Source organism: Stenotrophomonas sp. Steno-Z10-HUANG (assembly GCF_056393075.1).
In genome coordinates, this window is sequence record NZ_JBWJPA010000004.1 from 106,093 (window position 1) to 128,994 (window position 22,902).

Below are 22,902 nucleotides of genomic sequence, written 5' to 3' on the forward strand. Positions count from 1 at the left end.
CCTTGTCGGGTTGAATGGCTTCACAATAGCGCCATCGGGACCATACCGGTATTTCACGTTTTCTCGTTGAACGATTGATGAGCGCTATCGAAAAGGACACTGCCGCGCGCCTGCGCCAAGCCCGTACAGCCATCGACGGGGCGATGAGCCGCGACCGCGGGCGCCTGCTCGGGCTGTGGTCACGCTGGCAGGGGCGGCCGGCCGATGCCGCCGCCGAGGCGGCGTTCCGCGGGCTGCTGGAGCAGTCCCGGGAGCAGCGTCGGCAGCGCGCGGCGCGGCCGCTTGCGATCAGCATGGACGACGCGCTGCCGATCGCGCGTGAAGCCGAGCGGATCACCGCCCTGATCCGCGACCACCAGGTGGTGGTGATCGCCGGCGAGACCGGTTCGGGCAAGACCACCCAGCTGCCCAAGCTGTGCCTGGCCGCCGGGCGCGGCGAGGCCGGGATGATCGGCTGCACCCAGCCGCGGCGCATCGCCGCGCGCGCGGTCGCCACGCGCGTGGCCGAGGAGCTGGGCAGCGAACTGGGCACGGTGGTCGGCTACCAGGTGCGCTTCACCGACAAGGTCGGCGAGGACAGCCGCATCAAGTTCATGACCGACGGCATCCTACTGGCCGAGATCGCCTCGGACCGCTGGCTGTCGCGCTACGACACGCTGATCATCGACGAGGCGCACGAGCGCAGCCTCAACATCGATTTCCTGCTCGGTTACCTCAAGCAGCTGCTGCGTCGGCGCCCGGACCTGAAGCTGGTGGTGACCTCGGCCACCATCGACACCGAGCGCTTCTCGCGTCATTTCGACGATGCGCCGGTGGTCAGCGTCGAGGGCCGCACCTACCCGGTGGAGGTGCGCTACCGGCCGCTGGACGAGGCACGGCCGGCGCCGGTCGCCGAGGGCAGGGGCGGGCGCGGCCGCGGCGATGATGCTGACGCGGACCCGGTATCGGTCAACGAGGCGATCGTCGCGGCGGTGGACGAGATCACCCGCTTGGATCCGCGCGGCGATGTGCTGGTGTTCCTGCCCGGCGAGCGCGAGATCCGCGACGCGCACCAGGCGCTGGAACGGCGCAAGTACCGCGAGACCGAGGTGCTGCCGCTGTATGCGCGGCTCTCGGCCAAGGACCAGGACCGGGTGTTCAACCCGGGGCCGAAGCGGCGCCTGGTGCTCACCACCAACGTCGCCGAGACCTCGCTGACGGTGCCGCGCATCCGCTACGTGGTCGACCCCGGCTACGCCCGGGTCAAGCGCTACAGTCCGCGGCAGAAGCTGGACCGGCTGCACATCGAACCGGTGTCGCAGGCCAGCGCCAACCAGCGCAAGGGCCGCTGCGGGCGCATCGCCGAGGGCGTGTGTTACCGCCTGTATGCCGAGGCCGATTTCCAGGCGCGCCCGGAATTCACCGATCCGGAGATCCGCCGTTCCTCGCTGGCCGGGGTGATCCTGCGCATGCTGCAGCTGGGCCTGGGGCGGATCGAGGATTTCCCGTTCCTCGAGCCGCCGGACGAACGCGCGGTCGCCGACGGCTGGCAGCAGCTGGCCGAGCTGGGCGCGATCGACGGCGAGCGCAGGCTCACCGCCATCGGCCGGCAGATGGCGCGGTTGCCGGTGGACGTGAAGCTGGCGCGCATGCTGGTGGCCGCGCAGCAGGCCGGCTGCCTGCACGAGATGCTGGTGATCGCCTCGTTCCTGGGCATCCAGGACCCGCGCGAACGGCCGCCGGAAGCGCGCGAGGCCGCCGACAACGCGCATGCGGCCTTCGCCGACCCGCGTTCGGAATTCCTCGGCATCCTGCGCCTGTGGGAAGGCTACCGCGCAGCGCACGAAGACCTGACCCAATCCAAACTGCGCGACTGGTGCGGCCGGCATTTCCTCGGCTTCCTGCGCATGCGCGAATGGCGCGAACTGCACCGTCAGCTGCGCCTGCTGTGCGAGGAGCTGGGCTGGGCGAGCCAGCGCGCTGACGCGCCACTGGCGCGTGCGCTGGGGAGCGCCCGGCCTGGGATGGCCGGGCCGGACGATCCGGGTGCAGCGCAGCCGCGCCAGGGAGGGCAGCAGGAAAACGGATCGCTGCTGCGGGCGCTGCTTGCCGCGCCGGCCGCACTGCCGGCAGGCGGCGATGGCGACGCCAGGCGCAAGGCCACGCGCGGCGAACTGCACAAGGCGGCGCGGCTGGCACGCGAAGGCGCGAAGCCGGCGAAATCTGTGGCTGCGCCGGATGTTCCGGGGGCCGGCGCAGCCGCCCGGCCAGGCAAGGCAAAAACCGACTCCGAGCCCGGTTCCGTCCCGGTGCCGGAGAAGGTGCGGGCCGCGGCCTACCAGGCGCTGCACCGGGCGATCCTCGCCGGGCTGCCGACGCAGATCGGCCACCGCACCGAGAAGGGCGACTTCCAGGCGCCGCGCCAGCGCCGCTTCCACCTGTTCCCGGGCTCGGCGCTGGCCAAGCGGCCGCCGCCGTGGGTGCTGAGCGCGACCCTGCTCGATACCCAGCGCGTGTGGGGCCTGACCAACGCCGCCATCGAGCCGGACTGGGCCATCGCCGAACTGCCGCACCTGCTGGCGCGCAAGCATTTCGATCCGCACTGGTCGCGTGCCCAGGGCCAGGTGCTGGCGGCCGAGCAGATCAGCCTGTTCGGGCTGGTGCTGGCGCCGCGCAAGCCGGTGCATTACGGCCGCATCAACCCCGGCGAAGCGCATGACATCTTCGTGCGCCAGGCGCTGGTCACCGGCGAGATCAATACCCGTGCCGGCTTCGTCGCCGACAACCTCAAGGTGCTGGAGCAGGCGCGCGAGGAAGAGGCCAAGCTGCGCCGCGCCGGCATCGTCGCCGACGAGGACTGGCAGGCGCGCTGGTACCTGGACCGGGTCCCGGCCGAGATCCATTCGGCCAGTGGGCTGGATGCCTGGTGGAAGGCACTGCCGCCCGCGCAGCAGCGCACGCTGCGCTGGTCGCTGGCCGACCTGCTGCCGGGCGAAGGCAGCGAGCAGGAGCGCTATCCGAAATATTTCGCGCTGGGCGACGCGCGGCTGGCGATGCATTACCGCTTCGAGCCCGGCGCGGCGGACGACGGCGTCACCCTGGACGTGCCGCTGCACCTGCTCAACGCGCTGGACCCGGCGCGGCTGTCGTGGCTGGCGCCGGGGTTCGTCGCCGACAAGGCCGCGGCGCTGATCCGCAGCCTGCCCAAGGCGATGCGCCGCAACTACGTGCCGGCGCCGGACTTCGGCCGCGCCTTCTTCGAGGCCTGGCCGCAGCCCTCGGCCGACGACATCCGCGGCGAGCTGGCGCGGTTCCTGTCCAAAGCCACCGGCGCGGTGGTGGCGGCCACCGATTTCGACGAGGCCGCGCTGGAGCCGCACCTGCGCATGAACCTGCGCCTGGCCGATGGCGAGGGCCGGCTGCTGGCGATGTCGCGCGATCTCGATGCGCTGCGCGCACGCTTCGGCGAGCGCGCCGGGCAGGCGTTCGCGGCGCGCGCCGGCAAGGCGCTGGCGGCCGAGGGGCTGCGCGAGTTCCCGGCCGGCGTCATTCCCGAGCAGGTGCCCGGCGAAGCCGGCGTGCCGGCGTACCCGGCGCTGGTCGATACCGGCGAGACGGCGGCGCTGCGCATCTTCGCCGACCGCAACGCCGCGCGGCTGGCGCATCCGGGCGGGGTGCGGCGGCTGCTGGAGATCGCCCTGGCCGACAAGGTCAAGCAGGCCCGCAAGCAGCTGCCGGTATCGCCCAAGACCGGTCTGCTGTATGCGGCCATCGAATCGCAGGAAAGGCTGCGCGGCGACCTGGTCGATGCGGCCATGAACGCGGTGCTGGCCGATGGCCTGGGCGAAATCCGCTCGGCGGAGGCGTTCAAGCTGCGCCGTGCCGATGCCGGCAAGCGCCTGTTCGGCGAAGCGATGGAGCGGCTGCGCCTGGCCGAGACCATCCTCGGCCTGGTGGGCGAGCTCAAGCCGCTGCTGGAGGCGCCGTTGATGGGCTGGGCGCGCGGCAACCTCGACGACATGGAACGGCAGCTGGCGTCGCTGGCGCATGCCGGCTTCCTGCGGCAGACCCCCGCCGACGCGCTGGCGCAGTTCCCGCGTTACCTGAAGGCGATGATCCTGCGCAGCGAACGCGCCAAGCGCGACCCACCCCGCGACCAGGCGCGCATGCTCGAGCTCAAGCCCTTCGTCGACGCATTGGAGGAGGCGCGGGCGCAGGGGCTGGCGGCGCGGCCGGAGTGGTCGGCGCTGCGCTGGGACATCGAGGAACTGCGGGTATCGCTGTTCGCCCAGGAACTGGGCTTCCGTTCCGGCATCTCGCCGAAGAAGCTGGCGCAGCGGGTCACCGCGCTGCGCGGTTGACCCGCGCCGCCGGCGGGGCTCGCCCGGCAGGCGGCGTCACCGCAACGGCGGTGCGGGCAAGGCCCGCCGCTACGGCGTGGGGCGGTACTGCTCCACGCAGCGCCGGCGCGCGGCGTTGACCTGGTCGTGGGCGTAGGCATGCTCGCGGCTGATCGCGCGGCGCAGGTTGTCCATGCGCGCCTGCAGGGCCTGGCTGCGCTTGGCGTCGGCGGCGTTGTCCAGCTGCTCGCCGAGCATCGCCATCTGCTGTTGGTAGGTCGCCACGCGGTCGTTGGAGGGGCCGTAGATCGACGCGGTCGCCGTGGCGATGCACGCGCGTTCGGCGCTGCGGTCCTGTTCCGCCGGCGCTGGCGGCGGGCTGCCGCTCTCGCGCAGCGGCGATTGCTCCGGCTCGCCTGCCTCCGCCGGGGGCGGTGGCGGTAGCGCCACCGGCGCCGGCAGGCGCTCGCTGCGCAGCTTCATCGGCTGCGCGTTGGCGTCGCAGGGATGCTCGGAATACGCGGTTTCCCCGGATTTCCCCTTGCACTTGTAGACCTGGGCCGACGCGCCGGCCGGCAGCAGGAACAGCAGCAGGAGCAACAGCGTGGCGGGCAGGAAGGGCATGGCGGACCAGGGCAGGGGCGGGCGCCGCGGTGCGCGGCGCGGGAACGGGCACAGGTTACTTGGTGCGGCGCACCTTGGCGCGGGTATTGAGCCCGTCGATCTGCAGGTACCACACCCCCATCAGCCCCGGGGTGATCTGCACCGCCGGCGCCTGCTTGCGGACACCGGCGGCCCGCGCATCGTCGGTCTGTTCCCAGACCTGGCCATTGTCCAGGGTGTACTGGCGGCCCTTGCCGAAGCCGCTGAACTCGCCCACCAGCGTGGCCTTGATCGGCTCGCTGGAGCCGAAGTCGAAGAAGCCGCGGTTCTTCACGATCACTTCCTGGCGGCCTTCCTCGCGCGCCTGCTCCAGCGCGGTGGCGGTGGCATTGCGCACCTTGCCCTGCAGCCAGGCGTTGAGCGCGGCCAGCTCCTCCGGCGAGAGCTTTTCCAGGCCCGCGGCCTTGAACTCGGCGGAGGACATCTGCTGCTGCAGGTCGCCTTCGACGACGCGCTGCGCGTGTACGGCGAACGCCGGTGCGAGCAGCAGGGTGGTGGTGAGCAGGAGGCAAAGGCGCGACGGCTGCATGGGCGATTGTTCCCGTGGATGGTTGGGCGCTAGTGTAGGCGCATCCGCCCGCCATCAACCGCTGTGAACCGTTCTTCCCTCTCCGGCCTGGATGCCCTGCTGCACCGCCCGTCCTGCGGCGCCCTTTCCGATCCGTTGCGGGAGGCGCTGCTGGGTGCCTGGCGGCAGCCCGGGACCGACACCCAACCGCGGTTGCCGTGGCCGGTGCTGGCCGACACGCTCGATGCGCTGGCCCTGCTGTCCGCCGACGAGGCGGTGATCGCCGCCGCGCTGCTGTTCGATCTGCCGGGCCTGCGCGCGCGCCTGGCGGAGCTGCCGCTGGGCAACGCGGCGGCCGCGGTGCGCGGGCTGCTCGATGGGCAGGATGCCGCCGACCAGGTGTGGGCGCTGCACGCCGGGCGCGAGGCCGGCCGCAACAGCGAAGGCCTGCGCCGCCTGCTGCTGTCCATCGTCCACGACCTGCGCGTGGTGCCGGTGCTGCTGGCGCGGCAACTGGCGTGCATGCGCGCGGCCGACCGCAGCCCCGAGGAGCAGCGCCGCGCGCTGGCGCAGCTGACCCGCGACATCCACGCGCCGCTGGCCAACCGCCTGGGCATCTGGCAGTTGAAATGGGAGCTGGAAGACCTGGCGTTCCGTTTCCTGGAGCCGGATACGTACCGCCACATCGCGCGCGAGGTGGACGAAACCCGGCTGGCGCGCGAGCGCTACGTCGAAGCGGTCAAACGCCGCCTGTCCGCGGCGCTGGGCGAGCACGGCATCCGCGCCGAGGTCAGCGGCCGGCCCAAGCACATCTACAGCATCTGGCGGAAGATGCAGAAGAAGAAGCTGGCCTTCGAGCAGCTCTACGACCTGCGCGCGGTGCGGGTGATGGTGGACGACGTGGCCGCCTGCTACGCCGCGCTGGGCGTGGTGCACGCGTTGTGGACGCCGATCCCCAGCGAGTTCGACGACTACATCGCCCGGCCCAAGGCCAACGACTACCGCTCGCTGCACACCGCGGTGATCGGCCCGGAGGGGCGCACCGTGGAAGTGCAGATCCGCACCCACGAGATGCATGCGCAGGCCGAACTGGGTGTGGCCGCGCACTGGAAGTACAAGGAAGGCGGCAAGGGCGCGGAGAAGGCGTTCGACCGCAAGATCACCTGGATGCGGCAATTGCTGGAGCAGGCGCAGGATGCGGCCAATCCGGAGGACCTGGCCGGCGCGCTGGATGCCGAGCTGATCGAGGACCGGGTCTACGCGCTCAGCCCCAAGGGCGAGGTGATGGACCTGCCGGCCGGCGCCACGCCGCTGGACTTCGCCTACCACGTGCACACCATGGTCGGGCACCGTTGCCGCGGCGCCAAGGTCAACGGCCGCATCGTGCCGCTGACCTACCGCCTGCGCAGCGGCGACCGGGTCGAGATCATGACCGCGCGCGACGCCGACCCGCGCCGCGACTGGCTGCTGCCGGCCAACGGCTTCCTGGCCAGCAACCGTTCGCGCGAGAAGGTACGCACCTGGTTCCACAAGCTCGACCGCGCGCGCAACGTGCAGGCCGGGCGCGAACTGCTGGACCGCGAGCTCAAGCGTCTGGGCCTGCAGCAGGCCGACCTGATGCTCGCCGCCCGGCGTTTCCACGCCGACAGCGTCGACGACCTGTACATCCAGGTCGCGCTTGGCGACACCGGCCCCAGCCAGGTCAGCCGCGCGCTGCTGGAGGCGGAGAAGGAGAAGAACCAGCCCGCGCCGGCCACCCCGGCGCTGCCGCGGCCGACCGCGCGCCGCGACGGCATCGGCCGCTCCGACTTCACCGTGCAGGGCGTGGGCAACCTGCTGGTGCAGCTGGCGCGCTGCTGCCAGCCGGTGGCCGGCGAGCCGATCGCCGGCTACCTCACCCGGACCCGCGGGGTCACCGTGCACCGTGCCGATTGCCCGGCGCTGGCGCGGTTGTCGGCAGCGCACCCCGAGCGCGTGCTGCCGGTGGAGTGGGGCCGCGCCGGCGCGGGCTACGAGGTGGACGTGATGGTCCGTGCCATGGACCGGCGCTGGCTGCTCAAGGACATCACCAACCTGATCGCGCAGGAGGATGCCTACGTGCTCAACATCAACAGCGATCCGCTGCGCGACAGCGGCCGCATGCAGCTGCGGCTGCGGCTGAAGGTGAGCGACTACGGCCAGCTGTCCACCCTGCTGGGCAAGCTCGACGCGCTGCCGGGCGTGGACGAAGCGCGGCGCATGGGCTGAGGCCGGCGTTGCCGGCGGCGTCATCGCGGGCTGCTAGGCTGGCCGCATGCACAAGACCCGTTCCCGCCTGCCAGGATGGCTGTCGCCGCTCGTCGGGCGCGTGCACCTGTACGCGCGCTGGTGGGTGGCGCGTGGCTGGGACAGCCCGCGCGCGTGGCGCTCGATCGCCATCGGGGTGCTGCTGCTGGCGGTGCTGCTGAGCGTGTTCCGGCAGCCGCTGGCGAACCTGTTGTGGCCGGAGACCAAGATCCAGCGCCTGCTCGACGACGGCCACCGCGCGCTGCGCCAGGGCCATCTGTCCGCGGCCGATGGCAGCGGCGCGCGCGAACTGTTCGAAGCCGCCGCGGCGCTGGATCCGGACCGCGGCGACGTACGCGACGCGCTGGCCGATACCGGGCGCGCGGCGCTGGAACAGGCGCGGCGGCAGCTGGCCGCCGGCGATGTGCCCGCCACCCGCGCGGCGCTGGCGCTGGCGCGGCAGCTGCAGGTGCCGCAGGGGGAGCTCGACGCCATCGCTGCGCGCCTGCAGCGCCAGGCGCGGGAACCCGAGCGCGTCGACGACCTGCTGCGCCGTGCCGAGGCGGCACAGGCGCAGGGGCGTCTGGACCAGGGCGCCGACAGCGCGCTGCCGTTGTACCAGCGGGTGCTGGCGGTACGCCCGGATCACCTGCAGGCGCTGCAGGGGCGCGACGACGCGCTGTCCGACCTGCTGGCCGCGGCGCTCGACGCGACGCGGCGGGACGATATCCAGGCGGCGGCCGGCCTGCTGCGGCGGGTGGAAGGCTATGACCCGGGGCACGCCGAACTGCCCGCGGCCCGCGCCGCGCTGAACACCGCGCTGGAGCGGCGTCGTGGCCAGGCCGCGCGCGACCTGGCGCGGGGGCGCCTGCGCCAGGCTGCGGACGGATACAGCCGGGTGCTCGCGCTCGGTGACGACCCGGTGGCGCGCCGCGGATTGCAGCAGGTCGCGCGGGCCTGGGCCGGCGAGGCCGTGCGGCTGGCCGGCGACTTCCATTTCGAGCAGGCGCGGCAGGCGCTGGAGCAGGCGCGTGCATGGGCGCCGGGCAGTGCCGACGTGGCCGCCGCCGAGCAGGCGCTGCAGCGCGCGCAGGGCGCGCACCGGGCGCTGGAGACGCGGATGCCGGCCGCCGAGCGCGAGCGCCGGGTACGCGCACTGCTGGCGCAGATGGACGCCGCGGCGGCGCAGGGGCAGTGGCTGCTGCCGCCCGGCGCCAGCGCCTACGACCGCTTCAAGGCCGCGCAGGCGCTGGCCCCCGGCGACGCGCGGGTGAAGCAGGCCGGTGCCCGCATCCTGCCCGCCGCCCGCGACTGCATGGAGCACCACCTGCAGGGCAACCGCCTGCAGGCGGCGCGCACCTGCCTGGATGCCTGGCAGGCGCTGGCGCCGGGCGATCCGCGGTTGCCCGCGGCGCGGCGGCGGCTGGCGCAGCGCTGGCTGGCGGTCGGCAGCGAACGGCTGGGCGCCGGCGACGTGGCCTTCGCCGGCCGCGCGCTGGACCAGGCGCGCGCGCTGGACCCGGCGACCCCGGAGCTGCCGGCCTTCGCCGAACGGCTGGGCAACGCCCGGCGTTAGTCCAGGAACACCCGGGTCACCACGTCGCGCGCGGCGTCCATCGAGAAATGCCGGGCAATGTTGTCCAGGCCGTTGCCGGACAGCCGCCGCCACAGGGCTTCGTCGTCGTGCAGCCGCACCACCGCGTCGGCGAACGCCGCGGCGCCGTCGGCGACCAGCACGTCCTCGCCGTCGCGCAGGTGCATGCCCTCGGCGGCGCAGCCGGTGGCCACCACCGGCTGGCCGTGGGCCATGCTCAGGTTGATCTTGCCCTTGACCCCGGCGCCGAAGCGCAGCGGGGCCACCGCGACCCGGCCACCGGCCATCCACGGCACCACGTCGGGCACGTAGCCATGCACCTGCACGCCGGGCTGCGTGGCCGCCAGCACGCGCAGGCTGTCGGGCACGTCGGCACCGATGCAGTGGAAGCCGATGCCCGGCAGGCGTTGCCGGATCAGCGGGAACACCTCGCCGATGAACCACTGCATCGCATCCAGGTTCGGCGGGTGGTTGAAGCCGCCGACGAACACCAGCCCCTGCCGCTGCGCCCAGTCCAGCCCCTGGCCGGCGACCTCGTGCAGGTTGGACAGCAGCTCGACCCGCACGCCGGGGGCATCGACCGCCAACTGCGCCTTCTCGGCGGCGCTGACCAGCAGGGTGACGTCGGTCGCGGCCATCACCGCCAGCTCGCTGGCCCGGGTGCGCTCGGCACTGCGCGCCAGCCGCGGGTCGCCGCTGAGCTCGGCGCCACGGCGTTCGCGCAGGTAGTGCAGGTCGACGGTGTCGAACACGGTGCGCGCCTGCGGCGCATGGCGCCGCAGCAGCGGCAGGCATTGGCTGGCGACGTGGTGGCGCACCAGCAGCACCACCTGGAAGCGCTGGCCATGCGTGCGCAGCCACGCGCCGACGCCGTCCAGCCACGGCGCGTGCCAGACCTCCACGCCCAGCGCCTGCAGGGCGTGGGTGGCGGCGACGCCGTGTTCGCCGCGGGTCGGCAGGAACACCACGTGGGCGCCGCCGGCCAGCAGCATGCGGATCAGGTTGAACTGGCGCAGCGAGGCCGAATCGCGATCCGGGCGCGGCACCGCCTCGTCGATGATCAGCACCTGGCGCTGGCCACGGTGCAACAGCGCCGGGCCCGGCACGCTGCCCGCCGGCAGCTGCCGCGCCAGCGCGATGCGCCAGGCGTCGGCGAACACCTGCTGGTTGCGCACCTGCCAAGCCTTGACCCCGCTGCCGGTGTCGGTGCCGTTGCTGGTGCCTTCGTCGTGGACCACGCGGCTGGCCGGCTGCACCAGCACGCGGTGGCCGGCGGCGCGCACCTTGAACGCCAGGTCGGTGTCCTCGTAGTAGGCCGGCGCATAGCGCGCATCCAGCCCGCCGAACCGCGCCAGCAGCGCACGCGGAATGGCCAGCGCCGCGCCGGAACAGTAATCGGCGTCGCGCAGGCTGGCGTAGCACGGGTCCTCCGGCGATTCGAAACGCCCGTAGCTCCAGCAACTGCCGTCGTCGAACACCACGCCCCCCGATTCCTGCAGGCGACCATCCGGATACAGCAGCTGCGCACCGACCAGGCCGGCCTGCGGAATCTGCACGAAGGTGTCGAGCAGGGCGTCCAGCCAGCCCGGTTGCGGCACGGTGTCATTGTTCAGCAGCACCACGTACTGGCCGCGGGCCAGCCGCAGGCCGTCGTTGCAGGCGGCGATGAAGCCGCCGTTCTCCGCGCGGCGGTGGTAGCGCAGGCCGTCGATCCGCGCCATCCAGCCAGCGGTCTCGTCGCTGCTGCCGTCGTCGACCACCAGGATCTCGCAGGCCGCCGCCGGCGGATGCGCGGCCAGTGCGCGCAGGCACGCCAGGGTATGCGCGGCATGGTTGTAGACCGGGATCACGATGCTGGCCAGCGGCTCGGCGCTGCTGGGCACGGCGAATGGCGCGAAGGCGGCCGCGGCCGGTGCGTACAACGGCGCGCGCCGCGGTGGCGGCTGCCGCCGCAGGCGCACGCCGACGCGCTGCAGGGTGGTGCGCCAGCCGCGGGTGCGCAGGCTGGCCAGGCCGCGGCGGATCAGGCCGACGATGCGGGCGAGGTGGTAGCGCGCATCGGCCGGGGACATCGACATTCGGTTGCAACTCCAGCTTAAGCAGGTGGGGGCCGGCAGCGGTGCGGTGGCGCGAGGCTGCGTTAGACTCGCCTGAACCTACATTCTCGCATCCCCGTGCCGCGACGCTACGATACCGACGAACTGGACGACGATACCGACGAGCCGGGCACGCCCTGGCGCAACCGGTTGATCACCTGGGGCCTGGCCGCCGCCGCCCTTGGTCTCGGTTTCCTGATCCCGTACACGCTGTACCTGAACTCGCAGGTGACCCAGCGCTTCGGCGAGCTGCGCTGGCAGATCCCGACCCGGGTCTATGCCAGGCCGCTGGTGCTGGCGCCGGGCGTGGCGATGAACGCCGGCACGCTCAAGACCGAGCTGGCGGCGTCGGCCTATCGCGATGACGGCATCGGCCAGAGCCCGGGCACTTACCGGCTGCAGGACGGCCGGTTCACCATTTCCAGCCGTGGCTATGTCGATGTCGACGGGCGCGTGGCGCCGCGCCGGATCGACGTGGTGGTCTCCGGTGGCCAGGTCGCCTCGCTGCGCGATGCCGCGCAGCGCAAGCCGCTCAAGGCCGCGCGGCTGGACCCGGCGCGCATCGCCACCCTGTACGGGCAGAAGCAGGAGGAACGGCGGCTGGTGCGCATCGCCGAAGCGCCCGAGCTGCTGGTCACCGGCCTGCAGGCGGTGGAGGACAAGGATTTCAACAGCCACCACGGCATCGACCTGAGCGGCATCGTGCGCGCGGTCTGGGTCACTGTGCGCTCCGGCGGCAAGGTACGCCAGGGCGCCAGCACGCTGACCCAGCAGCTGGCGCGCAGCGGCCTGCTCGGCATCGGCAAGGAACAGACCCTCACCCGCAAGTTCAACGAGGTGCTGTACGCGCTGATCATGGAAGCGCGCTACGACAAGCAGGTGATCCTGGAGGCCTACCTCAACCAGGTCTACCTGGGGCAGCGCGGCAGCCAGGCGATCCACGGCGTGGCGTCGGGCGCCGAGTTCTGGTTCGGGCGCGATCTGAATTCGCTGACCACCGAGCAGGTGGCGCTGTTGATCGGGCTGGTGAAGGGGCCGTCCTACTACGATCCGCGGCGCAACCCCGAGCGCGCGCTGGACCGCCGCAACTTCGTGCTGGGCAAGCTGCACGAGAACGACCTGATCGACGCGGCCGAGTACCAGCGCGCGCTGAAGGCGCCGCTGGGGGTGCCGAAGGTGCCGGGGCTGGCGGCGGCCAACCGCTTCCCGGCCTATATCGACCTGGTGCGCCGCCAGCTTGGCCATGACTACCCGGAAAGCACCCTGCAGGGCGCGGGCCTCAACGTCCTCACCGGCATGTCGCCCTCGGCCCAGGCCTACGCCGAAGGCGCGGTGGCGCATACGGTCAAGTCGCTGGAGAACAAGCGCCGCCCCGAGCTGCAGGCGGGGCTGGTGCTGACCGACGTGCACAACGGCGACGTGCTGGCGGTGGTCGGCAGCCGCGATGTCGCCGAGCCGGGCTTCAACCGCGCCATCGACGCGCAGCGGCCGGTCGGTTCGCTGCTCAAGCCGTTCGTGTACCTGCTGGCGCTGGCGCAGCCGGACCGCTGGTCGCTGGCGACCTGGGTCGAGGACACCCCGGTGACCGTGCAGCTCAGCCGCGGGCGCAACTGGACCCCGGGCAACGCCGACAACCGCAGCCACGGCACGGTGCGCCTGATCGACGCGCTGGCCCGTTCCTACAACCAGGCCACGGTGCGGGTCGGCATGCAGGTCGGGCCCGAGCGCATCACCCAGCTGATCCACGTCTTGGCCGGGCTCAAGGCCGAAGCCAACCCGGCGGTGATCCTGGGCTCCACCGACCAGAGCCCCTACGGCATGGCGCAGCTGTACCAGTTCCTGGCCTCCGGCGGCGAGATCCAGCCGCTGCACGCCGTGCGCGGGGTGGTCGACGCGCAGGGCACGCTGCTCAAGCGTTACGACAAGAGCCCGGCGCCGGCGCAGGAAGGCGATTCCATCGCCGCCAACCTGATCAGCGTGGCGCTGCAGCAGGTGGTGTCCAGCGGTACCGCCTCCGGGCTCAACGCCGACGGCCTCGGCCGGCTGCAGCCGGCCGGCAAGACCGGCACCACCAACGACGGCCGCGACAGCTGGTACGCCGGCTACACCGGCGACCACCTGGCGGTGGTGTGGATGGGCAACGACCAGAACGAGCAGGCCGGCCTGTTCGGCGCCACCGGCGCGATGCGGGTGTGGTCGGGCATCTTCCGCAACCTGCCGAGCCGGCCGCTGCGGGTGAACAGCAAGGGCCTGGACTGGCAGTACGTGGCCGCCGAAGGCACCAACAGCACCGACGAAGGCTGCCCGGGCGCACGCCGGCTGCCGTTCGTGGCCGGCTTCGCCCCGGCCTACGCGCCGTGCGCGCCGCCGGCGGTGCCGGAAGAGGAGACCCAGGAAGGCGGGGGCTGGCGCAGCTGGTTCGGGCTGGACCGCAAGGAACCGGCCGCGGCGTCAAGCACGCCTTCAGACGCGCCTGCGCGATAATGGCGGCATGAACCACACGCTCCCGATCCACCGCGCACTGGCCGTCCTGGCCGCCTCCCTGGCCCTGGCCGCCTGCACCAGCACGCCACCCCCGCCGCCGTCCCCGGTCGATACCACCACGCCTGCCCAGCGCATGGCCGCGGTACAGGCTGCCGCCGGCGCCGACGACAAGGAAGTGACCGTGCAGCCGCTGCGCGACCCGCAGGTGGACGACCTGCGCCAGATCGCCGGTGAACGCCGCGGGGCCGGCGACCTGGCCGGTGCCGCCGATGCGCTGAACCAGGCCCTGCTGCTGGTCGAGGACGACCCGGCGATCCTGCAGGAACGCGCCGAGATCGCGCTGCTGCAGGGCGACTGGGCGCGCGCCGAGACGCTGGCGCGCAAGGCGCTCGCGCTGGGCTCGCGCACCGGGCCGCTGTGCCGCCGCCACTGGGCCACCATCGAGCAGACGCACCTGGCGCGCGTGGAGAAGGAAAACGCCGCGTCGGCGCATGCGCAGATCGAAGCCTGCACCGTGCCGGGGATCATCCGCTATTGAGGGGCCGGGGATCGCAGGCCAGCGGCCCGTGGGTACCGGCTTCTTGCTGATTCCAAGCCTCCGGCCCCGGACCTCCGATGCTTAGAACCGCCAGCCGTGAAGCCCTCAGCGCCGACGGCGCGCTCGCGCGGCAGCTCGACGCCTTCACCCCGCGCGCGGCGCAACTGCGCCTGGCCGAGGTCATCGCCGATGCCTTCCAGCAGCGCGACGTACTGCTGGCCGAGGCCGGCACCGGCACCGGCAAGACCTTTGCCTACCTGGTCCCGGCGCTGCTGTCCGGGCTGAAGACCATCGTCAGCACCGGCACCCGCGCGCTGCAGGACCAGCTCTACCACCGCGACCTGCCACGGGTGCGCGCCGCGCTCGGCGTCGGCCACCGCAGCGCGCTGCTCAAGGGCCGCGCCAACTACCTGTGCCGCTACCGGCTGGACCAGGCGCGCGGGGAACCGCGCCTGGCCTCGCCCGAACAGGCCGCGCAGTTCCAGCGCATCGTTGCCTGGTCCGGGCGCACGCAGTTCGGCGACGTGGCCGAGCTCGACGGGTTGGCCGACGATTCGCCGCTGCTGCCGATGGTCACGTCCACCGTCGACAACTGCCTGGGCAGCGACTGCCCGTTCTGGAGCGAGTGCTTCGTGGTGCAGGCGCGGCAGCGCGCGCAGGAGGCCGACCTGGTGGTGGTCAACCACCACCTGCTGCTGGCCGACCTGGCGCTCAAGCAGGAAGGTTTCGGCGAGATCCTGCCGGGCGCGCAGGCGTTCGTGATCGACGAGGCGCACCAGCTGCCGGAACTGGCGGCCGGGTTCTTCGGCGAAGGCTTCGGCATGCGCCCGTGGCAGGAGCTGGCGCGCGACTGCCTGGCCGAATGCCGCGGCGTGGCCGGCGCGCAGCCGGTGCTGCAGCCGCCGGTGGCGGCGCTGGAAATGGCATTGCGGCAACTGCGCGCGGCGATGGAGCCGTTGCCGCCGCGCGGCACCCAGTGGCGCGCGCTGGCGGTGCCGGCGGTGGCCGAGGGCTTCGACGTGCTGGCCACGGCGCTGGCCGGGTTGCGCGATGCGCTGGCCGGTGTGCGCGAGGCGTCGCCGGGGCTGGACGCGTGCCATGCACGCGCGCTCGAAGGCGCGGCGCGGCTGGCGCGCTGGCTGGGCGAGGATGCGCCGCTGCCCGATTTCGAAAGCGATGACGCCGACATCGGCGCCGCCGGCAACGATGTGCTCTGGTACGAGCTGACGCCGCGCGGCTTCCGCTGCCAGCGCACCCCGCTGGACGTATCCGGGCCGCTGCGCGAACACCGCCTGCGCTCGCACGCGGCCTGGGTGTTCACCTCGGCCACGCTGACCGTCGATGGCGACTTCGGCCACCTGGCCGCGCGGCTGGGGCTGGACGACCCACACACCCTGGTCCAGCCCAGCCCGTTCGACTGGCCGGTGCAGGCGCTGTGCTACCTGCCGCGGCAGTTGCCCGATCCGGCCGCACGCGGCTTCGGCGCCGCGCTGATCGCCACCCTGCGCCCGGTGCTGGAGGCTTCGCAGGGGCGTGCGTTCCTGCTGTTCGCCTCGCACCGCGCGCTGCGCGAGGCCGCCGATGCGCTGCGCGGCGGGCCGTGGCCGCTGTTCGTGCAGGGCGAGGCGCCCCGCGCCAGCCTGCTGCAGCGTTTCCGCGAATCGGGCAACGGCGTGCTGCTGGGCTCGGCCAGTTTCCGCGAAGGCGTGGACGTGGCCGGCGACGCGCTGAGCGTGGTGGTGATCGACAAGCTGCCCTTCGCCGCGCCGGACGACCCGGTGTACGAGGCGCGGCTGGACGCGATCCGCCGCGCCGGTGGCAACCCGTTCCGCGACGAACAGTTGCCGCAGGCGGTGATCGCGCTCAAGCAGGGCGTGGGCCGGCTGATCCGCAGCGAGAGCGACCGCGGCGTGCTGGTGCTGTGCGACCCGCGCCTGCTCAGCCGCGGCTACGGGCGCGTGTTCCTGGATTCGCTGCCGCCGTTCCGCCGCACCCGCGAACTGGCCGATGTGCAGGCGTTCTTTGCGCGACAATGGCAGCCCGATGCCGACGCGCCGGGCATGGAAACCGCCATGCCGCCCCTTCCCGATCCCGATGTGACCCCATGAAGCTGCTCGCCCTGGAAACCGCCACCGAAGCCTGTTCCGTCGCCCTGCATGTGGACGGGCAGGTACTGGAACGCTTCGAGATCGCGCCGCGCCGGCATGCGGAACTGACCCTGCCGTGGGCGGAACAGCTGCTGGCCGAAGCCGGCATCGCCCGCGCGCAGCTGGACGCCATCGCCCTGGGCCGCGGCCCCGGCGCGTTCACCGGCGTGCGCCTGGCCATCGCCATCGCCCAGGGCATCGCCCTGGCGCTGGACCGGCCGCTGCTGCCGGTGTCCACGCTGCAGGTGCTGGCGATGCAGGCGCCCGCCGACGCCAGCCACGTGCTGGCCAGCATCGATGCGCGCATGGGCGAGGTCTACGCCGCGCGCTGCGTGCGCCGTGGCGATGGCCTGTGGGACGAACAGGGCGCGGAAGTGGTGATTGCCCCGGAAGCGCTGCAGCTGCCCGACGATGGCAGCCGCTGGGCCGGGGTCGGCACCGGTTTCGGCGCCGCCGAGGGGCTGCTGGCCACGCGCCTGCAGGCGCGGCTGTCGTCGGTCGATGCGCAGGCGCTGCCGCGCGCATCGGACGTGTTGAAGCTCGCCGTGCCGGCCTTCGCCCGCGGCGAGGGCATCGCTCCCGAACGGGTGCAGCCGGCCTACCTGCGCGACAACGTCGCGCTCACCCTGGTCGAACAGCAGGCGCTGCGCGCTTCGCGCTGACCTGCCCGGCAGGGCACTGCCGGGAAGGCGCCAGGCGCGGCGAGCCCCGCACCTACCGGGGCCGGTTGCCGCCGGCATCCAGCAGCGCATTGAGTTGTCCGATCATCGCGTCGTCGTAGCCGATGCCCTGCGCTGTCTGCGGCCGTGGCGCCGGCGCATCGGCATCGCGCAGTTCGGCGCGCAATCCGCTGCTGGCGCCGTAGATCGGCGCCGCGACCGTGAAACCCCGCACGGGGCGCGTGTCGAACAGCGCCCGGTACAGCTGCACCGCATCGAGCAGCGTCAGCGCCGGCCCGGGATGCATGCCGTCGGCGTCGTACCAGGCGAGCGTGCCGGCGCCGGTGGAGAGCCGGCGCAGGCTTTCGGAAATCTCCACGTAGCCGATGCCGGCCTGCGTGGCGGCGGCGCGTTCGGCCTGGACAATCGCCGCCGACGCGCGGGGATGGGGCTGGTAGCTGCCCAGCAGCAACACCCGTGCGCCGGCCTGGCGGCCCGCCGCGGCCAGTGCCTGCACCGCCTGCCGCGACGCCCGGCAGGGATCCTCGCCGGCGCCACAGAGCAGCTCGCCGCCGCGTTCCTGCAGCACCAGCACCGCCGGCCGGTAGCGGGCCAGCGCCCGCGGCACGCTGCCGTCGGCCACCCGCTGTTCGAGCGTGGCGCCGCCCTGCACGAGCATCGCGGCGTGCATATGCTGCCCGTTGGCATTGGCCAGTGCGGCGAACGTGGCCGGCAGGTTGCCGACATAGGTCAGGCTGTTGCCGACGAACAGCACGCGCTGCGGCACTGCCGGCTGCGTGGCACCGGCAGGCACCTGCATGCCGGCCAACAGCAGCGACAACAGCAGCATCCATCGACGCATGCGGACGACCTCTCCCTGGACTGTCGGTACGACCGCGCTACCAGTCGATGGTTCCGCGGATCACCGTCTGCACCTGGCCGCCGGACCACACGTCGCCGTGCGCGTCAATGCGCAGTTCCAGCAATGCGTCGTGGCCGACCTCGCGGCCCTGGCTGACGCTGTAGCGACCGCCGTGGCCGGGCAGCGCGCCGCGTTCGTCCAGCCACGCGGCGAGCACCGCATTGGCGGCGCCGGAGGCGGCGTCCTCGAAGCGGCGGCCGTTGCCGACGAAGGCGCGCACCGCCAGGTCGTGCGCCTGGCCATGGCTGCGGGCGTAGGCGAACACGCCCATCGCGCCGCTGGCCTCGGCCAGGGTGGCGATGGCGTCCCAGTCCGGGGCCAGGCCGCGCAGGGTGGCCTCGTCGGCCAGTTCCAGCAGCCACCAGCGGCGGCCGCCGTCCATCAGCACCGGCGGCAGCGCGCCCAGCGCCCAGCCAGCGATGGCCGGGCGCAGCCGCGCATCGGCGGCGTCCACGATCTCCGCCACCGATGCGCGCGGGGTGCGGATGGCGATGCGGCGGACGCCGTCGATCGTGTCCACCCGCAGCGGCAGCTGCCCGGCGATGCCGTCCTGCACCAGCAGGCCGTCGACCGGCGTGGCCAGGCCGCACTCCAGCACCGCATGCGCGCTGCCGACGCTGGGGTGGCCGGCGAACGGCACTTCCTTCTGTGGCGCGAACATGCGGATGCGGTAGCTGCTGCCCGGCACGGTGGGCGCGAACACGAAGGTGGTCTCGGGCAGGCGGGTCCAGCGGGCGATGGCCTGCATGGCGGTATCGTCCAGGCCGTCGGCATCGAGCACCACGGCCAGCGGGTTGCCGGTGCCGGGGCGCGGGGCGAAGACGTCCAGTTGCAGGAAGCGGCGGGTAGTCATGGGGATTCCGTGGGGTAGGGGAGATATCCGCAGGCGCGCGATCGGCCTCACCGGGAAGGTTCCCGCGCACGCAAGTGCGCACCTGCGGGCAGGGGGGCGGCGGTTACCAGTCGAGGTGGCCGCCGATGACCGGCTGCACCTCGCCGCCGATCCAGACATGGCCCTCGTCGTCCACCTGCACATGGACCTCGCCGTTGCGGCCGCGCTCGCGGCCCTGGCTGGCGCGGTAGTGCTGGCCGGGCGCGAGCCGGCCCTGGGCCAGCAGGTGCGCGGCGACCAGTGCGTTGGCGCTGCCGGTCACCGGGTCTTCGTCGATGCCGACGCCGGGGGCGAAGGCGCGCACCACGTACTGGTAGCCCACGTCGGGCCGCGCCGCGGCGGCGAACACGGCGAGCTTGCCGTTGCCGGGCAGGGCGGCGATGGCCGCCAGTTCCGGCCGGTAGCGGCGCAGCGCGGCTTCGTCGCCGGCCTCCAGCAGCCACCAGTCCGGGCCGTTGTTCCACAGCGCCGGCGCCACGCCCGGGCGTGCCAGTGCGGCCAGGCCCGGCGGCAGCGCGGGCGTGGCCGCGTCGCGCTGTTCCGCGCGCGGGCTGCGCACGTGCAGCAGGCGGAAGCGGCTACTGCCCTGCACCCGCACCGGCAGCAGGCCGGCGGCGCACTGCTGCAGCAGCCGGCCGTGGTCGTCGGCCGTCGCCAGGCCGTGCTCCAGCGCGGCCCAGGCCGCGCCCACGCTGGGGTGGCCGGCGAAGGGCAGCTCCATCCTCGGGGTGAAGATGCGGATGCGGTAGCCGGCGTCGGCGTCGGGCGGCAGGAAGAACACCGTCTCGGACAGGTTCAGCCAAGCGGCGATGGCCTGCATGGCGGCATCGTCCAGGCCGTCGGCATCGAGCACGACGCCCAGCGGGTTGCCGGCGCCCGGGCGCGCGGCGAAGACGTCCAGTTGCAGATAGCGGCGTGCGGTCATGGCAGGGGTCCAGGCGGGGGCCGGCCAGCATAGGCCGCGCGCGCCGGCATCGCGAGCCCGGGCGTCCTCCGCGCGCGCCGCCGTGGCCACCGGCGCAATGCGGTCGCCCGCAACCGGCGGCGGCGCGGGGCGGGGCATGGCTATAGAATCGACAGTTCCGCCCGCCTGTCGGGTCTTTCCCCACCGTGAACCCCCACGCCAATGTCCTCTTCCCCCCTCGTCGATCGCTGGATCGTCCTCAAGTTCGGTGGCACCTCGGTGTCGCGTCGTCATCGTTGGAACACGATCGGGGAACTGGCGAAAAAACGTGCGGACGAGACCGGTGGCCGCGTGCTGGTGGTGGTGTCCGCGCTGTCGGGCGTGACCAATGAGCTGACCGCGATCGCCGACGGCGCCGCCGACAGCCGCGAGCGGGTCGCCGCGCTGGTCGCGCGCCACAACGCATTCCTGGCCGAGCTGGAGCTGGGCCAGGAGGTGCTGGCCGCGCGGCTGGCGGCACTGCAGGCGCTGCTCGACGACCCGCGCGCGGCCCACCGCCCGCTGGACTGGCAGGCCGAGGTGCTGGGCCAGGGCGAACTGCTGTCTTCCACCATCGGCGCGGCCTACCTGCGCGGCAACGGCCTGGATTTCGGCTGGATGGACGCGCGCGACTGGCTGCACGCGCAGCCGCCGGCGCCCAACCAGAGCGCCTGGTCGCAGCGGCTGTCGGTGAACTGCCAGTGGCAGGGCGACGCCGGGTTCCGCCAGCGCTTCGCGGCGCAGCCCACGCGCATGCTGATCACCCAGGGCTTCATTTCCCGCCACGGCGACGGCGGCACCGCGATCCTCGGCCGCGGTGGCTCGGATACCTCGGCCGCGTACTTCGGCGCGCTGCTGGGCGCCAGTCGGGTGGAGATCTGGACCGACGTGCCGGGCATGTTCAGCGCCAACCCGAAGGACGTGCCCGACGCGCGCCTGCTCACCCGGCTGGATTATTACGAGGCGCAGGAAATCGCCACCACCGGCGCCAAGGTGCTTCACCCGCGCTCGATCAAGCCGTGCCGCGACGCCGGGGTGCCGATGGCGATCCTGGATACCGAGCGCCCGCACATGCCCGGTACCAGCATCGACGGCAGCGCCGAGCCGGTGCCGGGGGTCAAGGCGATCAGCCGCCGCAACGGCATCGTGCTGGTGTCGATGGAAGGCATCGGCATGTGGCAGCAGGTCGGCTTCCTCGCCGACGTGTTCGACCTGTTCCGCCGGCATGGCCTGTCGGTGGACCTGATCGGCTCGGCCGAGACCAACGTCACCGTCTCGCTGGATCCGTCCGAGAACCTGGTCAGCACCGACGTGCTGGCCGCGCTGTCGGCCGACCTGTCGCGGATCTGCAAGGTCAAGGTGATCGTGCCGTGCGCGGCCATCACCCTGGTCGGTCGCGGCATGCGCTCGCTGCTGTACAAGCTCTCGGACGTGTGGGCCACGTTCGGCAAGGAGCGCGTGCACATGATCTCGCAGTCGTCCAACGACCTGAACCTGACCTTCGTGATCGACGAGGCCGACGCCGACGGGCTGTTGCCGATCCTGCACGACGAACTGATCGACAGCGGCGCCATGCCGGTCTACGAGGAGCAGGTGTTCGGCCCGCGCTGGCGCGAGATCACCGGCAGCGTGCGCCCGCGGCCGACGCCGTGGTGGCGCGCGCCGCGCTCGCGCGGGCAGCTGCTGGAACTGGCCGCGCAGGGCACGCCGCGCTACGTGTACCACCTGCCCACGGTGCGCGCGCGCGCGCGCCAGCTGCAGGCGGTGGCGGCGCTGGACCGCCGCTACTACGCGATCAAGGCCAACCCGCACCCGGCCATCCTGCGCGCGCTGGCCGCCGAAGGCTTCGGCCTGGAGTGCGTTTCGCTGGGCGAGGTCGAGCACGTGTTCGAGGTGTTGCCGGAGCTGGCGCCGGCGCGGGTGCTGTTCACCCCCAGTTTCGCCCCGATCGGCGAGTACGCCGCGGCGCTGGCGCGCGGGGTCAACGTCACCGTGGACAACGTCGAACTGCTGCGGCGCTGGCCGGAGGTGTTCGGCGACCGCACGCTGTGGCTGCGCATCGACCTGGGCCATGGCGACGGCCACCACCGCAAGGTCAATACCGGTGGCAAGGAGGCCAAGTTCGGCCTGTCGGCGCAGCGGGTGGACGAATTCATGGACGTGGCGCGCGGCCTCGGCGTGCGCGTCACCGGCATCCACGCCCACCTGGGCAGCGGCGTGGAGAGCAGCGGCCACTGGCAGCAGGTGGTGGACGAGCTGGCCGGCTTCGCGCGCCGCATCGGCAGCGTGGAGATCCTCGACATCGGCGGTGGCCTGCCGGTGCCGTACAGCGACGACGACGAACCGTTCGATCTGGACGCCTGGGCCGCCGGCCTGGCCGCGGTCAAGGCGGTGCACCCGGCGTTCCAGCTGGCGGTCGAGCCGGGCCGCTTCCTGGTCGCCGAGGCCGGCGTGCTGCTGGCCCATGCCACCCAGGTGGTGGAAAAGGATGGCGTGCGCCGGGTTGGCCTGGACGCCGGCATGAACGCGCTGCTGCGCCCGGCGCTGTACGACGCCTGGCACGACATCGCCAACCTGTCGCGGCTGGAAGACGCGCGCGACCTCGACTTCAGCGTGGTCGGGCCGATCTGCGAATCCAGCGACGTGTTCGCGCAGCGGGTGAAGCTGCCGTTCACCACCGCCCCCGGCGACGTCATGCTGATCGCCGACGCCGGCGCCTACGGCTTCAGCATGGCCAGCCGCTACAACCAGCGCGCGCTGCCGTGCGAGGACATCATCGACGATGCGTCGTGACCTCCGCGCCGCCCTTGCCCCCTCGTTCCGCCGCGCCCACGCAGCACCGCGCGCGGCACCCCGCTTGATTCCGGATACG

The 22,902-nt window shown here is 72.8% G+C and carries 14 protein-coding genes; 8 read left to right on the forward strand and 6 right to left on the reverse strand.

Annotated elements, in window-relative coordinates:
* Positions 1 to 77: 77 nt before the first annotated feature.
* Positions 78 to 4,340 (forward strand): ATP-dependent RNA helicase HrpA, encoded by a 4,263-nt coding sequence (gene hrpA / locus AC06E6_RS07435; RefSeq protein WP_478060757.1) that lies wholly within the window; start codon positions 78 to 80, stop codon positions 4,338 to 4,340.
* Between the two features lie 69 nt (positions 4,341 to 4,409).
* Here hrpA and AC06E6_RS07440 read toward each other — a convergent pair whose 3' ends face one another.
* Both AC06E6_RS07440 and AC06E6_RS07445 read right to left on the reverse strand, forming a co-directional pair.
* Complete coding sequence (locus AC06E6_RS07440; protein ID WP_104938298.1) at positions 4,410 to 4,943, reverse strand: DUF4124 domain-containing protein; 534 nt, start codon at positions 4,941 to 4,943, stop codon at positions 4,410 to 4,412.
* 55 nt (positions 4,944 to 4,998) lie between these two features.
* Positions 4,999 to 5,511 carry a hypothetical protein gene (locus AC06E6_RS07445; RefSeq protein WP_240211645.1) on the reverse strand — a complete coding sequence of 171 codons (513 nt, stop codon included), beginning with the start codon at positions 5,509 to 5,511 and terminating at the stop codon, positions 4,999 to 5,001.
* A 63-nt stretch (positions 5,512 to 5,574) separates the two neighbouring features.
* On the opposite strand from AC06E6_RS07445, the gene AC06E6_RS07450 reads away from it, so the two are divergent.
* Positions 5,575 to 7,737: a RelA/SpoT family protein gene (locus tag AC06E6_RS07450; RefSeq protein WP_161615268.1), complete on the forward strand. Its 2,163-nt coding sequence runs from the start codon at positions 5,575 to 5,577 to the stop codon at positions 7,735 to 7,737.
* A gap of 46 nt (positions 7,738 to 7,783) precedes the next feature.
* Positions 7,784 to 9,331, forward strand: a complete 1,548-nt coding sequence (locus AC06E6_RS07455; protein WP_240211644.1) for a hypothetical protein — start codon at positions 7,784 to 7,786, stop codon at positions 9,329 to 9,331.
* On the opposite strand, the gene AC06E6_RS07460 is transcribed toward AC06E6_RS07455, so the two are convergent.
* Positions 9,328 to 11,427 (reverse strand): glycosyltransferase, encoded by a 2,100-nt coding sequence (locus AC06E6_RS07460; protein WP_240211643.1) that lies wholly within the window; start codon positions 11,425 to 11,427, stop codon positions 9,328 to 9,330. The genes AC06E6_RS07455 and AC06E6_RS07460 overlap by 4 nt on opposite strands.
* Positions 11,428 to 11,523: 96 nt before the next feature.
* On the opposite strand from AC06E6_RS07460, the gene mrcB reads away from it, so the two are divergent.
* From mrcB to tsaB, 4 genes are all read left to right on the forward strand, one after another.
* Entirely contained in the window at positions 11,524 to 13,929 is a 2,406-nt protein-coding gene (mrcB, locus tag AC06E6_RS07465) for a penicillin-binding protein 1B (RefSeq protein ID WP_161615057.1), read from the forward strand.
* A gap of 7 nt (positions 13,930 to 13,936) precedes the next feature.
* Positions 13,937 to 14,467, forward strand: coding sequence for a hypothetical protein (locus AC06E6_RS07470; RefSeq protein WP_240211642.1), 531 nt, complete (start codon positions 13,937 to 13,939; stop codon positions 14,465 to 14,467).
* Positions 14,468 to 14,544: 77 nt separating this feature from the next.
* A complete protein-coding gene (locus AC06E6_RS07475) occupies positions 14,545 to 16,575 on the forward strand; it encodes a DNA repair helicase YoaA (RefSeq protein ID WP_240211641.1) in 2,031 nt (676 codons plus the stop codon).
* Entirely contained in the window at positions 16,572 to 17,276 is a 705-nt protein-coding gene (gene tsaB, locus AC06E6_RS07480; protein ID WP_240211640.1) for a tRNA (adenosine(37)-N6)-threonylcarbamoyltransferase complex dimerization subunit type 1 TsaB, read from the forward strand. The genes AC06E6_RS07475 and tsaB overlap by 4 nt, the downstream gene beginning before the upstream one ends.
* A gap of 52 nt (positions 17,277 to 17,328) precedes the next feature.
* On the opposite strand, the gene AC06E6_RS07485 is transcribed toward tsaB, so the two are convergent.
* The 3 genes from AC06E6_RS07485 to AC06E6_RS07495 form a co-directional block, all read right to left on the reverse strand.
* On the reverse strand, positions 17,329 to 18,135 hold the full coding sequence (locus tag AC06E6_RS07485) for a hypothetical protein (protein ID WP_240211639.1): 807 nt from the start codon (positions 18,133 to 18,135) through the stop codon (positions 17,329 to 17,331).
* Positions 18,136 to 18,172: 37 nt separating this feature from the next.
* Positions 18,173 to 19,048, reverse strand: coding sequence for a PhzF family phenazine biosynthesis protein (locus AC06E6_RS07490; RefSeq protein ID WP_240211638.1), 876 nt, complete (start codon positions 19,046 to 19,048; stop codon positions 18,173 to 18,175).
* Between the two features lie 103 nt (positions 19,049 to 19,151).
* Positions 19,152 to 20,012, reverse strand: coding sequence for a PhzF family phenazine biosynthesis protein (locus tag AC06E6_RS07495; RefSeq protein WP_240211637.1), 861 nt, complete (start codon positions 20,010 to 20,012; stop codon positions 19,152 to 19,154).
* 201 nt (positions 20,013 to 20,213) lie between these two features.
* Between AC06E6_RS07495 and AC06E6_RS07500 the strand changes: the two genes are divergently transcribed.
* Entirely contained in the window at positions 20,214 to 22,823 is a 2,610-nt protein-coding gene (locus tag AC06E6_RS07500; protein ID WP_240211636.1) for a bifunctional aspartate kinase/diaminopimelate decarboxylase, read from the forward strand.
* Positions 22,824 to 22,902 lie beyond the last annotated feature (79 nt).

Coding starts and splice junctions, on each gene's coding strand:
- hrpA (WP_478060757.1), top strand. CDS start 78: ATGAGCGCTATCGAAAAGGACACTGCCGCGCGCCTGCGCCAAGCCCGT.
- AC06E6_RS07440 (WP_104938298.1), bottom strand. CDS start 4,943: ATGCCCTTCCTGCCCGCCACGCTGTTGCTCCTGCTGCTGTTCCTGCTG.
- AC06E6_RS07445 (WP_240211645.1), bottom strand. CDS start 5,511: ATGCAGCCGTCGCGCCTTTGCCTCCTGCTCACCACCACCCTGCTGCTC.
- AC06E6_RS07455 (WP_240211644.1), top strand. CDS start 7,784: ATGCACAAGACCCGTTCCCGCCTGCCAGGATGGCTGTCGCCGCTCGTC.
- AC06E6_RS07460 (WP_240211643.1), bottom strand. CDS start 11,427: ATGTCGATGTCCCCGGCCGATGCGCGCTACCACCTCGCCCGCATCGTC.
- AC06E6_RS07470 (WP_240211642.1), top strand. CDS start 13,937: ATGAACCACACGCTCCCGATCCACCGCGCACTGGCCGTCCTGGCCGCC.
- AC06E6_RS07475 (WP_240211641.1), top strand. CDS start 14,545: ATGCTTAGAACCGCCAGCCGTGAAGCCCTCAGCGCCGACGGCGCGCTC.
- tsaB (WP_240211640.1), top strand. CDS start 16,572: ATGAAGCTGCTCGCCCTGGAAACCGCCACCGAAGCCTGTTCCGTCGCC.
- AC06E6_RS07485 (WP_240211639.1), bottom strand. CDS start 18,135: ATGCGTCGATGGATGCTGCTGTTGTCGCTGCTGTTGGCCGGCATGCAG.
- AC06E6_RS07490 (WP_240211638.1), bottom strand. CDS start 19,048: ATGACTACCCGCCGCTTCCTGCAACTGGACGTCTTCGCCCCGCGCCCC.
- AC06E6_RS07495 (WP_240211637.1), bottom strand. CDS start 20,012: ATGACCGCACGCCGCTATCTGCAACTGGACGTCTTCGCCGCGCGCCCG.
- AC06E6_RS07500 (WP_240211636.1), top strand. CDS start 20,214: ATGTCCTCTTCCCCCCTCGTCGATCGCTGGATCGTCCTCAAGTTCGGT.